The organism is Xanthomonas campestris pv. phormiicola (assembly GCA_025666215.1).
GTDB lineage: Bacteria > Pseudomonadota > Gammaproteobacteria > Xanthomonadales > Xanthomonadaceae > Xanthomonas_A > Xanthomonas_A campestris_A.
In genome coordinates this window covers 37,709-53,923 of record CP102593.1, presented here as the reverse complement: position 1 = coordinate 53,923, position 16,215 = coordinate 37,709, and the positions used below count along the sequence as shown (strand labels likewise).

The following is a 16,215-nucleotide window of genomic DNA, read 5'->3' as shown; positions in this document are numbered from 1 at the left end:
ATTGCCTGCTTAATTAGTGCAAATCCATCGCGTTATTGCGCATCGTTACCTCGTCCACTTCGCCATCGGTAACGATCCGAAAGCGTGCACCCTTGCCGTTACCGCCAGCCGATAGCTCCAACCGGACAGTTACAGTGCTCGGCTCCAAATCCCGCGGTGCCTCCAACCCAGCAAACGCCGCCCGCGCCACTTCCCGGCCACTCGCGTCTTCCAGCACCACGAACCCAGCCGGCGCATCCACATGGCCCAGGCTATGCACCATGACCTCGATGGCATCGCCCGTCACCCGCACATCGCCACGCCCAATTCCCAAATCTGGCCGCTGCTCGACCGGCACCGCGGCAGGCGCGATGAGTTCGAACTCCATCACCACCGTCTTGCCGGCCGGGAATTCCACGTCCACCGCCCCGCTCTTCTCGAACGCGAATTCGCGCGTCGCGGGCTTGCCGTCGATGCGCCCATCGCCATCGCGATCGAGGCCCGAGCGCATGCGCCATTGCCCGGCGGCGACGTTCCAGCCGGTCATCTGCGCTCGTTGCGCCTTGCCACCGGTGTTGTAGCCAATGACGGTAAAGCGGTCCTGCCGCGGCTTGGGCAGCAGCAGGGCGACGTGCACGGCGCCTTCGGGGTCGGCGAAGCGCCAGCTGACGGTGTGGCCGGGGTAGGTCTGGTTGCGCTTGAGGGCCACGCCGCCCAGGCGGGCGCGCTGCAGGTTCACGGTGGGCGATTCGACGCGGTCGCTCCACCAGTGGCCTTCGGTGTTCATGTAGAAGCTCTGCCGTTTGTCGCGGGTCTCGGCGCGGTACAGGGCTTCCAGCCAGGCGGTGTCGCCGCTGGCTTCCCAGGCGGCGTGGTGGGCGAAGTCGGGGACGGCATCAGGTTTGGCGGCGGCCTTGGCCAGGTCGGCGCCCCAGCTGTCGCGCTTGCCGAGCAGGTCGAGGAAGTTTTCGTTGAGCAGCGACAGGCCGGCCGGACCGGCGTTGGCCACGCGGTAGTCGATGGGCTTGAGGTAGCGTGCCTCGCCGGTCCAGCGCCAGGCGGCCCAGAAGGTGTGCAGGGTGTCGGCGCCGCCGCTGCCTTCGAACAGGTTGCCGCCGCGGGTCTTGCCGGTGGTCCAGTTGATCTCGTTGGGCAGCGCCCAGTGGCCCTTGGCATCGGTGTAGGCGTAGGCCAGGTAGCCGTCGGCCAGGCCGGTGACGATGCGGCGGCTGTTGGGGTCGGCGTTGTAGCCGCCGAGCAGCATGGCCGGGTGCAGGATCGGGAACGAGTAGGGTTTCTGCCACTGCCAGTTCGGCTCGCGGTAGACCTTGCGCCCGCCGAACCAGTTGCTGGCGAACAGCAGGTGGCCTTGCGGGTTGACCTGGATGATGGTGTCGAAGGCCTTCACCGTGCGCATCAGCCGCTCCACCGTCAGCGGGTCGCCCCAATTGAGGTAGAGCATGGCGCTGTTGAGGTTGATGCCTTCCTCGTAGGCATGCAGTTCGTCGGTCTCGATGGTGGACAGGCCGTCGGTGAACATGCCGTTGCGGTAGTTGGCGTCGGACAGCGCGGTGAGCGAGGCGGTGAGCTTGTCCGGGTCCACGCCCATCAGGGCGACGCCGGGCCATTGCTGGGTGAGGTCGGAATCGTCGGAGATGCCGCCGCCGAAATCGCCGTAGGCCACCTGGCGCTGGTCGATCCACCAGTTGATGTAGCGGCGCGTGGCCTTGAGGTCTTCCAGCTGCCAGAACGCCCAGGCCGGCACGCCCTTGGGCGGGGTGGGCAGGTCCACCGGCAACGCGCCCTGGTTGCCGTAGCTGATGTCGTTCCAGTATTCGCGGCCGAGTGCGTTGTCAGGGTCCACGCGCAGCAGGTCGCCGATGTCGGCATCCAGGCGCGCGTACAGCAACTGGCGCTTGGAGGTGGTGTGCTCCTCGACCAGGAAGCCCCAGTTGTCCTTGACCTGGTTGAAGCGGTCGGCGATGTGTTCGGCCTTGGCCTGCTCGCGCGGCTTGAACAACAGGCGCAGTTGCGCGCCGTCCAGCGCGCGTGCGTCGAAGCCGGGCGCGGCGGAGGCGATGCTGAGCATCAGGCTGTCGTTGCTCAGGATGCGATCGCGCAGATCCAGCCACAGCGTGCGCGCCTGGCCGGGCTTGACCGACACCGACACGTCGAGCATGTCGCGCGCCGGCCAGATCGGGTCCTTGATGCGGAGGTTGAGCGGGATCAGGCCGTCGTGGGTGGCGGGCAGGTCCAGCGCCGGCAGCTCGATGGCGATGCCGTCCAGGCCGTCGTGCATGTTCTCCCAACCGTAGGACCAGCTGCGCATCAGCGGTTGGTCCGGCGGGGCGTCGCCGAGGCTGGAGGGGATCAGCACGTGCACGATCGGCAGCGACGGCGCGGCGGATTTTTCGTCGCTGCGCTTGCGCGTCGGCGCCTTGCTCGGCAGCGCGACCACGGTGCTGCGTTCGGCCGGCGGGTAGCGGCCGGCGATGTAGCCGCGCAGCGTGGCGAGGTTGGCGTAGTCGGGCGCGATGTCGCTGCGCACGGTGTAGCTGAGCGTGGCGCTGGGGTCGGACGGCGGTGCGCCGGCGCCGACGTCGTAGGCCCAGATTTCCTGGATCGGGGTTTCCTGCGCGGTGTTGGCGAAGCGCAGGTGGCCGCCGCGGCGGCGCTCGAACTGGTCGATGCTGCGCACGGTGCCTTGCGTGCGTTGGAACAGCGGCGCGGGCGCAGCACCGGCGGCGGCGTAGCTGGCCTGGCCGTAGGCGGCACCGCGCAGTTCGATGCGGTTGAACGGTTCGTCGGGCAGGATGAGGTCCAGCGCCTTGCCGCCTTCGACGTAGACGTTCCAGTCGGGCAGCTGGAAGTAGTCGTCGCGGCCGGGCAGGCGCGAGCGGTTGTAGACGCCGGGCCAGGTGGTCTCGGCGATGCCGTCGGTGGCCTTCCACATCCACTGCTTGAGGTCCTTGGCGTCGGCGAATTCGACCTTGCGGATGCGGGTGGACGGCACGTCCAGCGCGGGCGGTGCGTGGCCGTGGTCCCAGCCGAAACGATGCAGCCAGGCGTTGCGCGCGGCGGGCTCGGGCAACGGTTCGGCGCTGCGCGGTTCCTGCTGGCGCGCCAGGGCGGCGGCGCCGGCCGCGTCGAGCATGCGGTCGTAGACGCGGATCTCGTCGAAGTCGCTGCCGCGCAGGAAGTTGTAGCGGCTCTGCACCTGGTGCGGGGCCATCACCCGCCCGGCCAGGCCGAGTTGGTCGAGGGCGGCGTCGAAGTCGAGCGAGCCGCCGTCGGCGCAGGCCTGCGCGCAGTCGGCGCGCGCGGCTTCCTTGCCGTCCACGTACAGGCGCACGCCGCGGGTTTCGTCCCAGGCGAAGGCGAGGTGGGTCCAGGCGCTGGCGGATGGATTCTTGTCGAGGGTGAACGACACGCGGGTGCGCGCCAGGTTGGCGTCGGTGACGAAGGCGTCGAAGCCGTGGCCGTTCCAGTCGATGCGCAGCCAGGCCATGTCCCAGCTGCTGTGGTCGGCGTAGCCGACGCGGAAGATCACGAACGGGGCTTCGCCGACCGGATAGCGCGAACGCCAGAAGAAGGACAGGGTGCCGCGCTGGGTGTAGAGGTTGCCGGGGGCGTTCCAGGCGAGCACGCCGTCGTCGGCCCATTCGATGGCGTTGCCCTTTACGCCGGTGGGGACCAGGGCGACCTTGTCGCGGAAGTTGGGTGTGGGGTCGCCTTGGGCGATGTCGGCGTCGAAGCCTTGGTCGGCGGAGACGCGGAACAGGAGGTCGTGGGCGGTGGCGGATGCGGCGAAGGCCGGGAGTGCCAGGCAGGACAGCATGGCCAGGCAGTGGGCCAGGAGGCGATTGCCGGGGTTGGGGGAGGTTTGACCTGTCCGTGAGGAGCAGCGCGCGTGCGGCGTGGGGTCGCGGGGTAATGGGTGTCTATCGCGGCTGAAGCCGCTCCTGCAAGGGGCGGTTTCGGCTGCGATGGGTTTTGCCGGTAAGGCCCGTCGCGACTGAAGTCGCTCCCACAATGGGGTCATGGCGCCGATGGCGCGGGCTGCAGCGCGCGTGGCGCGGCGGCGGATTGCCTGTTTCATGTCGCTCCTTTGCGATCGCCGTGCGCGCGTGCCGCCGCATGGCGATCCTCCCTACCCCCCGGTGCGGCGAGTATGCAGGCAGCGGCGCGCTGCCGGTGCCGCGTCCTGGGCGCGACACCGGCGGGCGCAGACTTCAGAACTTGTAGCGCACGCCGAGCAGGTACTGGCGGCCGGTCTCGCTGTACTGCAACGGCAGCTGCGAGGTCGAGCCGACCCATTCGTCGGACGGTTCGTTGGTCAGGTTGATGCCTTCCAGGCTCAGCTCCAGGTGGTCGTCGATCTTCCAGCTGATCGAGGCGTCCACCGTGTTGACCGCGGTCATGCCGTGCACGTCGAAGCCGGTCTCGGTGGCCGGGACCTGGGTCAGGTACTTGTCGCGATGGGTGTAGGACACGCGCGCGCTGAGCTGCTCGCCTTCGTAGAACAGGGTGCCGTTGTACGAGTTCTTGGACAGGCCGGTCAGGTCGGTTTCCAGCGAAGCGGCGCCGGTCGAGGTCAGGTACTGGATCTTCGAATCGACGTAGGTGTAGTTCAGCTGCAGGCCGAGGTTGCTCCACTTGCCCGGCAGGAAGCTGAAGGGCTGGGTGTAGTTGAACTCGGCACCCTTCAGGTCGCCGCCGGGCGTGTTGAGCGGCACGCTGAACACGAAGTCGTCGGTGACGCTGGCGCCGGTGCCTTCGAGCAGGCTGGCCGGCAGGCCGCTGGCCGAATACGGCTGGGTCACGCGGGTGGTCTGCACGAAGCTGTCGATGTCCTTGTAGAACACCGCCAGGCCCAGCATCGCGCCTTCCTGGAAATACCACTCGACGCCCAGGTCGGCGGTCTTGGCGCGGATCGGCTCCAGGTCCGGGTTGCCGCCGCTGACGGTGCGCGCACCGCCGGAAACGTTGACGGTGACGCCCGGGGTCAGGCTGCCCAGGCCCGGCCGCGACATCACCTTGGCTGCGCCGAAGCGCACCAGGAAGTCGGGCGAAAGTTCGGCGACCAGGTTCAGCGAGGGCAGCGTGTCGTTGTATTCGCGGTTGACCGTGGTCTGCACCAGCGCGCTGCCGACGGTGGCGTAGCCGGTGGATTCCTGCTTGGTCTTGACGTAGCGCACGCCGAGGTTGCCGTTGACCGGCACCGGGCCGATGTCGAAACCGAACTGGCCCATCAACCAGGCGCCGCGGTCCTTCTCCTCGACGCTGCGCGTGTTCACCGCGCGCTCGGCCAGGGCGAAGGTGCCGGTGCCGCTGTAGATGTCCAGCGCATTGGCCACCGCGTCCAGGTCCGGCACCACCCAGCTGCTGGGGTTGCCGCTGATGCCGCCGAGGTTGGCCAGTTCGGTCATGTTGACCGGCACGATGCGGGTGCCGTTGGCGAAGGTCGGCACCGCCACTTCCGAGGCGCGGCGCAGTTCCTTGGTCTTGAAGGTGTAGTCCTTGGCCAGCACGCCGCCGCGCAGGCTGAAGCCCGGGCCCAGGGTCCACTCGAAGTTCAGGCTGCCGGTGTCGAAGGTGTTTTCCACGTACTGCGGACGCAGGCGGATCTCGGCCAGGGTCCAGCCGCTGCCGTCGGTGGGATCCACGCCGTAGTCGAACACCGGCGAACGGCTGTTGCCGCGGTAGTCGTACGAATAGCCGTCGACGTTGAGCTTGTCCATGATGATGGTGGTCTGGATCGGGTTCTCGTGCTTGGAGCTGGAGGTACCGATCTGGCCGTCGATCTTGAAGGAGTCGCTGAACTTGTGCTCGCCGTTGAGGGTGAGCTGCTTGAACACGGTATTCCACTCGTCGTAGCGCTGCTCGGAGCGGATGTCGACGTCGTCGAACTCGCCGTACAGCAGCGCGCCGGTGCTGGGGTCGATGTAGCCGTTCTTGACGATGGTCTGCGGCTTGCCGCCCTGCGAGGCGCCGCGGCTGAAGGAGATCGCCTCGATGTATTTCTCGGTGCGCTTGGCATCGATCTTGGAGTACAGGCCGTCCAGCGAGAACTCGGTGTTCTTGCCCGGCTTCCACTGCAGCGAGCCGGTCACGCCGGTGCGCTTCTGCTCGTGCTCCATCAGCGTGTAGCGCGGGAAACGCGGGTGGAACACGTCGGCGCGGCGCGCGGCGGCGAACGGCGAGGCGGCGCTGAAGTTGCCGTTGCTCGGGCCGTTGGCCCAGCGCCCGCTGTTGCTGCCTTCTTCCAGGATCTGCCGCTCCGAATACGCCACCGACAGCAGCGCGCCGAAGGTGCCGTCGGCCCAGGTGTTGGCGATCAGCCCGGCCAGGCGCGGGTCGGCCTTGTCGGCCATGTCGTTGTAGCCGGCCTGGCCGCTGGCGGCCAGGGTGAAGCCGTCGTAGTCGAACGGGCGCGCGGTCTTCAGGTCCACGGTGGCGCCGAGCGAGCCTTCCTCGACGTCGGCCGAGGCGGTCTTGCGCACCACCAGCTGGGTGAACAGGTCCGAGGCGAACACGTTGAAGTCGAAGCCGCGGCTGCGGTTGGAACCGCCGGACTGGTCCGAGCCGCCGACCGTGGTCAGCGCTTCCATGCCGTTGACCCGTACCCGGGTGAAGTCCGGGCCCAGGCCGCGCACCGAGATGTTGCGGCCTTCGCCGGCATCGCGGGTGATGACCACGCCGGGGATGCGCTGCAGCGATTCGGCCAGGTTGAGGTCGGGGAAGTCGGCGATGTCCTCGGCCACGATGGCGTCGACCATGCCGGTCTCGCCGCGCTTGAGGTCCAGCGCCTTCTCCACGCTGGCGCGGTAGCCGGTGACGGTGACCGTGTCGAGCTGGGTGGCCGTTTCGCTGGAGCCGGGGGCGGGGGCAGGATCCTGCGCGGGAACGTCCTGCGCCTGGACCACGCCGGCGTGCAGGGCCAGACCGATCGAGAATGCGAGCAAGGTAACCGGTGTCTTCCGGCGTTCGGTACGAGATTGCATGTCCTCCCCTCCCAAGGGTTACATGAACTGCATGATATTTCGGGGTGTTGCCGCGGATGACACCGCTAGTCAAAACCGACGTTAACAGTTGCGAAACATTGCGGCATCTTGCAGCGCAACAGAAAACGCAGCCGATTTGTGCGATTTCGGCACAAAGCCGTGGCTGGCCTGGCGCAGCCGCTGCGGCGATGGCGCGTTGGCGTCTGCGAAAAATGACACCGATAGTCAATGGACTTGGCCGGGGCCGTCGTTCCCGGCATGCTGGGCCCCCGCTTCGACCGATCAGGATCCTCTCCGCCATGACCGCCTCCCGCATCGTCTGCTTCGGCGAACTCTTGCTGCGCCTGGGCGCCCCCGGCCACGAACGTCTGTTGCAGTCGCCACGGCTGGACGTGCATGTGGGCGGCGCCGAGGCCAATGTCGGCGTGGCGCTGGCGCATTTCGGCCACGACGTGGCGATGGTCAGCGTGCTGCCGGACAACCCGCTGGGCGAGGCGGCCGCCGGCGAGCTGCGCCGCCACGGCGTGGACACCCGCGGCGTGCGCGTCGTGCCGGGGCGCATGGGCCTGTACTTCCTGACCACCGGCGCCGGGCACCGCCCCAGCGAAGTCACCTACGACCGCGCCGGCTCGGCGTTCGCGCTGGCGGAGGCGGACGCCTACGACTGGCCGGCGCTGCTGCAGGGTGCGCAGTGGCTGCACCTGTCCGGGGTGACCCCGGCGCTGGGCGAACGCGGCGCGGCCGCAGCGCTGGCGGCGGCGCGCAGCGCACGCGCGCTCGGCGTGCGCGTGTCGTTCGACGGCAACTACCGGCCCAAGCTGTGGGAGGCCTGGAACGGCGACGCGCCGGGCATCCTGCGCCAGCTGCTGGCGCAGGCCGACGTGCTGTTCGCCGACTACCGCGACCTGGGCGTGGTGCTGGGCCACCAGTATCCGCAGGACAGCGCGCAGGCGCGGGTGGAAGCCGGCGCGCGCGACGCCTTCGCCGCGTTCCCGCAGCTGCAGGCGATGGCCTGCACCCAGCGCGTGGCGCACAGCGTGGACCACCACAGCCTGGGCGCGATGCTGCTGCGCCGCGATGGCTCGGTGGCGCAGGTCCCGAGCGAGGAGCTGACCGGCATCGTCGACCGCATCGGCGGCGGCGATGCGTTCGCCGCGGGCGTGCTGCACGGCCTGAGCCAGGGCTGGGACGACACCGCCACGATCCGCTTCGGCCTGGCCGCCGGCTGCCTGAAGCACTCGGTGCCGGGCGACTTCCATCCGCTGGGCGAAGCCGACGTGCAGGCCTGCGTGGGGACGTCGCGGTTCGATGTGAAGCGGTGAAAAGCCGGGAGTGGGGATTCGGGATTCGGGATTCGTAAGAGCGTTGGTTGCGGCGTTTTTGCGAGTGGGTGGGCGTTGCTGGCGATTCGTTTTTCTGTCGCGGCTGAAGCCGTCTACAAAAAAGCGCGCGCGCTGTTCCCTTTAGGAGTGGCTTCAGCCGCGACAGGAAAATGAAGCGGTCGCAATGCCAAGACGCCCATGGAAAACACGGCATCGACGCCATCACGCATCCCCAATCCCCAATCCCGAATCCCCGCGGCTCCAGCCGCGAGCAGCGACACGCTTCAGCTGCCGGGCGGCTTCCATTGAGCAGTCGCTGCGGACCTTCCTGCAATGCTCGGCGCAGCGGCGGCCTTGGTTTTCCGCGTCGCGACTGAAGTCGCTCCCACAGTGGCAACCCGCGCGGTCTCCGCGGCGGCCGGCGCTGTTTGTGGGAGCGACTTCAGTTTGTGGGAGCGACTTCAGTCGCGACGCGTGGAGCTCAAAGAAAACGGCCGGCATCACTGCCTGCCGTTTTCCAATCCCGAATCCCCAATCCCCAATCCCCAATCCCGGCTCCCTACAGCTCGATGCAATCGAACCGCACGTCCGGATCCACGTCGGCGTCGTAGTCCACGTCCTTACGCTCGAAGCCGAACAGCTTGAGGAATTCGTGTTTGTAGCCGGCGTAGTCGGTGAGCTGGAACAGGTTCTCGGTGGTGACCTGCGGCCACAGCGCCTTGCAGGCGTCCTGCACGTCGTCGCGCAGTTCCCAGTCGTCCAGGCGCAGGCGGTTCTGCTCGTCGGTGGCCGGCACCTGGCCGTCTGCGCGGTACATGCGCTCGCGGAACAGGCGGTCGAGCTGGTCGATGGTGCCTTCGTGCAGGCCCTTTTCCTTCATGATCTTGTAGACCATGGAGATGTACAGCGGCATCACCGGGATCGCCGCGCTGGCCTGGGTCACCACCGACTTGAGCACCGCCACGTTGGCGCTGCCGCCGCTTTGCTGCAGGCGCGCATGCAGGCGCTGCGCGGTCTGGTCCAGGTCCACCTTGGCCTTGCCCAGCGCGCCGTGCCAGTAGATCGGCCAGGTGATCTCGGTGCCGATGTAGCTGAAGGCCACGCTGCGCGCGCCCGGCGCGAGCACGCCGGCGGCGGCCAGCGCGTCGATCCACAGTTCCCAGTCCTGGCCGCCCATCACGGTGACGGTGTCTTCGATCTCCTGCTCGGTGGCCGGCTCGATCGAGGCCTCGATGATCGCGTCCTTGTTGGTGTCGATCGCAGTGGCGGTGTAGGTCTGGCCAATCGGCTTGAGCGCCGAGCGCTTCACTTCGCCGCTGCCGGGCAGCTTGCGCACCGGCGAGGCCAGCGAATACACGACCAGGTCGACCTGGCCGCCCATCTCGGTCTTGATCAGTTCGATCACCTGCGCGCGCGCTTCGTCGGAGAAGGCGTCGCCGTTGATCGACTTGCTGTACAGGCCCTGCGCCTTGGCGAATTTGTCGAACGCAGCCGAGTTGTACCAGCCGGCGGTGCCGGCCTTCTTGTCGCTGCCCGGCTTTTCGAAGAACACGCCCAGCGTGTCGGCGCCGAAGCCGAACGCGGCGGTGATGCGCGAGGCCAGGCCGTAGCCGCTGGAGGCGCCGATCACCAGCACTTTCTTCGGGCCGTCGCTGCGCACGCCGCGCGCGCGCGTGGCCTCGATCTGCTCGAGCACGTTGCGCTCGCAGCCGAGCGGATGCGTGGTGGTGCAGATGAAGCCGCGAACTTTCGGGTGGATGATCAACGTGGTGTCCTCTCGGCAAGATGCCCCGCGGCATCTTAATGTCTGCGCGGCGTGCGCAGAAGGGCCGAGTGCAGCAGACGGCATGGTATGGACATGGCGCGGCATGCGGCGGCTGTCCTAGTGCGGATCTGTGAGGCTGGACGCTGGACTGGCACGGCCGATCGGTGGAACGTGTTCCTGGCATGCCGCTTTGGCTGCAGCCGTTGCGGGTCTGCGCGTCGCGACTGAAGTCGCTCCCACAAGGGGCGACGTTCGCTGCCGGAATACCGCAGCCCTCGGCTTCATTGTGGGAGCGACTTCAGTCGCGACTGCATCCACCGCCGGCCTCGCGACACGCGTGCCGTGTCCGCCCGCTCAGATGACCCGCAGCGTGATCGCCTTGAGCACCGCGCGGGTGCGGTCGCGGGTGCCGAGCTTGTCCAGGATCGTGGACACGTAGTTCTTCACCGTGCCCTCGGCCAGGAACAGGCTGCGCGCGATCTCCTTGTTCGAATAGCCGCCGGCGAGCAGGCGCAGGATCGCCACTTCGCGTTCGTTGAAGGTGTCGCGCGGCGCGTCCTCGTCGCGGTAGCGGTAGCGCGCGCGGACCGGGTCGGTGCTGACCGGCTGCAGCAGGGTCTCGCCCGCGGCCACGCGCACGATCGCATCGCGCAGGTCCTCCGGTGCGGCGTCCTTGAGCAGGAAGCCCTGCGCGCCGGCGTCGGTGGCGCGCAGCAGCAGGTCGGCGTCGTCGAAGGTGGTCAGCAGCAGCACCGGGGTGGCGTCGCCGCGCGCGCGCAGCCGTTGCAGCGCCTGGATGCCGTCCAGCCCGGGCATGCGGATGTCGCTGAGCACCACGTCCACCGGCGTGGCCGCCAGCGCGGCCAGCAGCGCTTCGCCGTCGTCGGCCTCGCAGGCCACGACGATGCCCTGGGTCTGCAGCAAGGCGCGCAGGCCGGCGCGCACCAGGATCTGGTCGTCGGCCAGGGCGATGCGCAAGCCGCTCACAGCGGCAGTCGCGCGGTCAGTTGCATGCCGCCCAGCGGCGTGCGGCCCAGCTCGAGCCGGCCGCGCAACGCGGCCAGGCGCTCACGCATGCCGGCGATGCCGTTGCCTTCCTGGATACGCTCGGCACGGCGGCCGTCGTCCTCGATGTCCACGCGCAATTGCCCATCCTCATGATGCAGACGTATCTGTACCTCATCGGCATCGGCATGCCGGGCGGCGTTGGTCAGCGCTTCCTGCACCAGCCGCAGCAGGGTCTCGGCCAGCTGCGGATCGGTGATGCGCACGTCCGGTGCGATCTGCAGCCGCAATTGCGGCCGCGGGAACGGTGCGGCCAGCGCGCGCAGCGCAGTCTCCAGGTCCAGGCCGCGGTCGTCGCGCAGCGACTGCACCACGTTGCGGATATCGGCCAGCAGCTCGCCGGACAGGCGCTCGACCACGCCGAGTTCCTCGCGCCGCGCCAGGTCCGGATCGGCCAGCAGCAGGCGCAGGTTGATCCGCATCGCGGTCAGCTTGTGCCCGGCCACGTCGTGCAGCTCGCGCGCCAGGCGCAGGCGTTCGGCGTCGCGGGCGCTGTCGGCCAGCAGCGCGCGCGTGGCCAGCAGGTCGGCGTTGACCCGGGCCAGCGCTTCGCGGGCGAGTTCGGTGGTGCGCGCGTAGTGCGCGGTCAGCGCGGCGAAGGCGTGGAAGCCGGCGTAGATCAGGGTCACCGCCAGCGCACGCCGGAATCCGGCCTCGTGCAGCACCAGGAACGTACCGAGGTTGACCAGCAGCACCATCAGCAGCACCCGACGCGGCTCCCACACCAACGCCACGCGCGCGACCACAACCACCAGCAATACCGGCGCGGTGCCGGCGCGCGGTTCCATCCACACCAGGGCCAGCGCAGCACCTGCCTGCAGCCAGACGAGGACGTCGCGCAGGCGCGGTGGCGACAGGACGGTCCCGCTCAACAGCAGCGGCAGGGCGAACACCCCGATCGCGGTCCAGCGCCAGGCGGCCGGCGCCTGCGGCTCCAGCTGGAACGACCACAGGACGGTCGCCACGGTAACCAGCGCCGCCAGGCGCTTGGGTTCGAGGAGCTCGCGCAGGAAACCGTTCATGCCGCGCATGCTGACCGCGCGCCACCTGGCCGGCAATGGGGCCAGCGCAGAAAGTGACTTCCGGCATGTCGGATCGATGACCAGCGGCTGCTGTCGGCAGCGGCGCGGACGGCCAGACTTGAACGACCACCGCATGGACGCCGCCATGACCCGCCCTAACCCGCCTTCCCCGATGCCGATGCGCTATCTGCTGGGCCTGTTGCTCGGCCTGCCGCTGGGCTCCACCTTGCTGTCGCTGCTTTTGCTCGCCCGACCCGTGGTCCTGGCGCATGGCCTGGATTTCCAGAGCCTGTTCTGGATCCTGGTGACGCTCTGGTATGCCGCGCAACTCCTGCTGCTTCGCTGCGTGTTGCGTGCCAGCGGCTGGCACTGGCGCGATCTTGGCTATGGGTTCGGCCGGCGGGGCAGCGTCGCCCTGATCGGCGGCTACCTGCTGTTCGCGCTGTGCCTGGTGGCAACGGTCGAATTCGCGCTCCGACTCACCGGCGCGGTCGATCCGGCCAAGCTTTCCGACCTGGCCAACCTGGCGCCGCAGAGCACCGCCAGCCGCATGGTGTTCATCTGCATGGCGTTGCTCGGCGGCCTGTGCGAGGAACTCGTCTACCGCGGCTTCGCACTGCAGGCGCTGCGCAGCCGGGGACTGGGTGCCTGGGTTTCCAGCGGCGTGGCCACGCTGGCCTTCGTGTTCCAGCACGGGCTCAAGTCGATCGACCAGTTCTGGTGGTTTTTCCTATGGGGCCTGGCACTGTGCCTGCAGTTCATCGTCAGTGGCCGCCTATGGCCCAACATCGTCGTTCACTGGCTGCTGATCCTATCCGCCGTGCTGGCCGTCCTTCCGCATTCTTCCTGATCCATCCATCCACGGAGTCATGCCATGCATCTTCCCGATACGCTGTTCATCGCGCTCAATCTGGCCTGGGGCGTCTACGAACTGCTGCTCAGCCACCGCCGCCGCGCGGCCGATGGAGGCGCGCGCGACCAGGGCACGCTGCAGCTGCTGTGGCGCGTGCTGTACGCAGCGGTGGCGGTGGGCGTGCTGCTGGCCTTCGTCGGCGTGTGGCGTTATGCGCCGGCGCTGCAGGAGCCGGCGCGCTGGCTGGGCTGCGCGCTGCTGGCCGGCGGGCTGGCGCTGCGGCTGTGGGCGATCCGGGTGCTGGCGCGCTGGTTCACGGTGGACGTGACCATCCAGGACGACCACCGGCTGATCCGCCATGGGCCGTACCGCTATCTGCGCCACCCTTCCTACACCGGCGCGCTGCTGGCGTTCTATGGACTGGCGGTCGGCCTGGGCAACGTGCTGTCGCTGCTGGTGATCGTGCTGCCGGTGACCTGGGCATTCCTGCGCCGCATCCGCGTGGAGGAAGCCGCGCTGACCCAGGCGTTCCCGCGCGAGTACCCCGACTACGCCGCGCACAGCTGGCGGCTGCTGCCGTTCGTCTGGTGAGGTGCGGTCGATGGGCGCGCTCGACCTGCTGCTCGCGGTGCTGCACCACCTGGCCTTGCTGCTGCTGAGCGCAGCGCTGGTGATCGAATGGACGCTGCTGCGCGAACCGCCGCATGCGCTGCGACTGGCGCGGCTGCTGCGCGCGGACGCCGCGTACGGGGTGGCGGCGCTGCTGATCCTGATCGTCGGCGGCCTGCGCGTGCGCTACGGACTCAAGGGCCCGGACTACTACCTGCACAACCCCTGGTTCTGGGCCAAGCTGGGCGTGTTCGCGACAATCGGGCTGCTGTCGCTGCTGCCCACGCTGCGTCTGCTGCGCTGGCGCCGCCAGAGCCGCCTGCAGCCGGGGTTCGTGCCGCCGCCGGTGCAGGTGGCCGCGCTGTACCGCCTCGTCTGCGCCGAACTGGGCCTACTGGGGCTGGTGTTCGTGCTGGCTGCGACGATGGCGCGTTACGGGATGCTGTGATTGGTACGACCAAAATCGGACGCCTCCTCCCTTCTGCAATTGACTTTGCGGAACGCACGGCGATCTAATGACCACCCCGGCGTGCCGCCCGAAGACATTGGTATGACCAATTCATCCGCATCCGCGACAAGCGGCACGCCGGCCCGGCCGGCGGCAAGCGGCGGCCCCCGCGATGCAGTGCCCGAGGCGACCGCGACCGCGGCCACGCCCGGCGGCGGCCGGCTCAGCGATCGCGTCGCCGCGCAGCTGCGTGCGCTGATCGCGCAACGCGGGCTGCAGCCGGAACAGCGCCTGCCGGCCGAGCGCACCCTGGCGCTGGAACTGGGCGTCTCGCGCACCGCATTGCGCGAGGCCATCGCCCAGCTCGCCAGCCAGGGGCTGCTGCGCGCGCGCGCCGGCGGCGGCACCTACGTGCAGCGGCCGCACACGCCCGAAGAGCGGGTGGTGGCGCCGCTGCAACCGTTCCTGCCGCTGCTGCAGGGCGATCCGGAATACCGCTTCGACGTGCTGGAGACCCGCCATGCGCTGGAAGGCGCCACCGCCTGGCATGCCGCGCTGCGCGCCACCGACGCCGACCGCGCGCGCATCGCCGCTGCGTTCGAGGCGATGCTGCAGGCGCATGCGCAGGGCGATGCGGCCGCCGAGGCGCGCGCCGACGCCGACTTCCACCTGGCCATTGCCGAGGCCGCGCACAACCGCGTGCTGCTGCAGGTGATGCGCGGCCTGTTCGACCTGCTGCAGACCAACATCTCGCAGAGCCGGCACAAGCTGTTCCAGTCGCCGCGCACCTTCGCGCCGCTGCTGGCGCAGCACCGCGCGCTGTGCGACGCGATCCTGGCCGGCGAGCCGGAACGCGCACGCGATGCCGCGCATGCGCACCTGGCCTTCGTGCACACCTCGCTGCGCAGCCTCGACGAGGACGAGGCGCGCCGTGCGCGCGCCTCGCGCCTGCCCTCCTCTCCCTGACGACCGCGCCGATGATCATTTCCGCCGCTTCCGACTACCGCGCCGCCGCGCAAGCGCGGCTGCCGCCGTTCCTGTTCCACTACATCGATGGCGGCGCCTACGCCGAGCACACGCTGCGGCGCAACGTCGCCGACCTGGCCGACATCGCGCTGCGCCAGCGGGTGCTGCGCGACATGGCCGCGCTGAGCCTGGAGACCGAGCTGTTCGGCGAGCGCCTGGCGCTGCCGCTGGCGCTGGCCCCGGTCGGGCTGACCGGCATGTACGCGCGCCGCGGCGAGGTGCAGGCCGCGCGCGCCGCGGCGGCCAAGGGCGTGCCGTTCACCCTGTCCACGGTATCGGTGTGCCCGATCGAGGAAGTGGCGCCGGCGATCGCGCGGCCGATGTGGTTCCAGCTGTACGTGCTCAAGGACCGCGGCTTCATGCGCAACGCGCTGGAACGGGCCAGGGCCGCCGGCGTGACCACGCTGGTGTTCACCGTGGACATGCCCACGCCCGGCGCGCGCTACCGCGACGCGCACTCGGGCATGAGCGGGCCCAATGCGCCGCTGCGGCGCATGCTGCAGGCCGCGACCCATCCGCGCTGGGCCTGGGACGTGGGCCTGCTGGGGCGGCCGCACGACCTGGGCAACATCTCCGCCTACCGCGGCCACCCGACCGGGCTGGCCGACTACATCGGCTGGCTAGGCGCGAACTTCGACCCGTCGATCTCGTGGAAGGATCTGGAGTGGATCCGCGAGTTCTGGACCGGGCCGATGGTGATCAAGGGCATCCTCGATCCGGACGATGCGCGCGACGCGGTGCGCTTCGGCGCCGACGGCATCGTGGTCTCCAACCATGGCGGGCGCCAGCTCGACGGCGTGCTGTCCAGCGCGCGCGCGCTGCCGGCGATCGCCGACGCGGTGAAGGGCGAGCTGAAGATCCTGGCCGACTCCGGCATCCGCAGCGGCCTGGACGTGGTGCGCATGCTCGCGCTCGGCGCCGACGCGGTGCTGCTCGGCCGCGCCTTCGTCTATGCGCTGGCCGCGGCCGGCCAGGCCGGGGTGGAGAACCTGCTGACCCTGGTGGAGAAGGAGATGCGGGTGGCGATGACGCTGACCGGGGCGAAGTCGATCGCGGCGATCTCGCGCGATTCGCTGGCGCGGGTCACCCGCGAGTCCGCCGTGTCGCCGTAGTCCGCTTCGG

The 16,215-nt window shown here is 69.2% G+C and carries 11 protein-coding genes; 6 read left to right on the top strand and 5 right to left on the bottom strand.

Annotated features, from left to right (window positions below; all coding sequences use genetic code 11):
* Nucleotides 1–13 precede the first annotated feature (13 nt).
* Both NRY95_00225 and NRY95_00220 read right to left on the bottom strand, forming a co-directional pair.
* On the bottom strand, nucleotides 14–3,817 hold the full coding sequence (locus NRY95_00225; GenBank protein ID UYC16451.1) for a LamG domain-containing protein: 3,804 nt from the start codon (nucleotides 3,815–3,817) through the stop codon (nucleotides 14–16).
* A gap of 394 nt (nucleotides 3,818–4,211) precedes the next feature.
* Nucleotides 4,212–6,983, bottom strand: a complete 2,772-nt coding sequence (locus tag NRY95_00220; protein ID UYC16450.1) for a TonB-dependent receptor — start codon at nucleotides 6,981–6,983, stop codon at nucleotides 4,212–4,214.
* A gap of 299 nt (nucleotides 6,984–7,282) precedes the next feature.
* Here NRY95_00220 and NRY95_00215 point away from each other — a divergent pair, with 299 nt between their 5' ends.
* On the top strand, nucleotides 7,283–8,305 hold the full coding sequence (locus NRY95_00215) for a sugar kinase (GenBank protein ID UYC16449.1): 1,023 nt from the start codon (nucleotides 7,283–7,285) through the stop codon (nucleotides 8,303–8,305).
* Between the two features lie 559 nt (nucleotides 8,306–8,864).
* Here NRY95_00215 and NRY95_00210 read toward each other — a convergent pair.
* The 3 genes from NRY95_00210 to NRY95_00200 form a co-directional block, all read right to left on the bottom strand.
* Complete coding sequence (locus NRY95_00210) at nucleotides 8,865–10,070, bottom strand: trans-2-enoyl-CoA reductase family protein (protein ID UYC16448.1); 1,206 nt, start codon at nucleotides 10,068–10,070, stop codon at nucleotides 8,865–8,867.
* A 354-nt stretch (nucleotides 10,071–10,424) separates the two neighbouring features.
* Nucleotides 10,425–11,057, bottom strand: a complete 633-nt coding sequence (locus tag NRY95_00205) for a response regulator transcription factor (GenBank protein UYC16447.1) — start codon at nucleotides 11,055–11,057, stop codon at nucleotides 10,425–10,427.
* Entirely contained in the window at nucleotides 11,054–12,157 is a 1,104-nt protein-coding gene (locus NRY95_00200) for a sensor histidine kinase (GenBank protein UYC16446.1), read from the bottom strand. The genes NRY95_00205 and NRY95_00200 overlap by 4 nt, the downstream gene beginning before the upstream one ends.
* Here NRY95_00200 and NRY95_00195 point away from each other — a divergent pair.
* From NRY95_00195 to lldD, 5 genes are all read left to right on the top strand, one after another.
* Nucleotides 12,156–13,007, top strand: coding sequence for a CPBP family intramembrane metalloprotease (locus NRY95_00195; GenBank protein UYC16445.1), 852 nt, complete (start codon nucleotides 12,156–12,158; stop codon nucleotides 13,005–13,007). The two genes, NRY95_00200 and NRY95_00195, sit on opposite strands and share 2 nt — an antisense overlap.
* Before the next feature lie 24 nt (nucleotides 13,008–13,031).
* Nucleotides 13,032–13,601 (top strand): phosphatidylethanolamine N-methyltransferase family protein, encoded by a 570-nt coding sequence (locus tag NRY95_00190; GenBank protein ID UYC16444.1) that lies wholly within the window; start codon nucleotides 13,032–13,034, stop codon nucleotides 13,599–13,601.
* 10 nt (nucleotides 13,602–13,611) lie between these two features.
* The gene (locus tag NRY95_00185) at nucleotides 13,612–14,067 is read left to right on the top strand and encodes a DUF2214 family protein (protein ID UYC16443.1); all 456 of its coding nucleotides are present in this window, start codon (nucleotides 13,612–13,614) and stop codon (nucleotides 14,065–14,067) included.
* A gap of 102 nt (nucleotides 14,068–14,169) precedes the next feature.
* Nucleotides 14,170–15,033, top strand: coding sequence for a transcriptional regulator LldR (gene lldR / locus NRY95_00180; GenBank protein ID UYC16442.1), 864 nt, complete (start codon nucleotides 14,170–14,172; stop codon nucleotides 15,031–15,033).
* An 11-nt stretch (nucleotides 15,034–15,044) separates the two neighbouring features.
* Nucleotides 15,045–16,205, top strand: a complete 1,161-nt coding sequence (gene lldD / locus NRY95_00175) for an FMN-dependent L-lactate dehydrogenase LldD (GenBank protein UYC16441.1) — start codon at nucleotides 15,045–15,047, stop codon at nucleotides 16,203–16,205.
* Nucleotides 16,206–16,215: the final 10 nt, after the last annotated feature.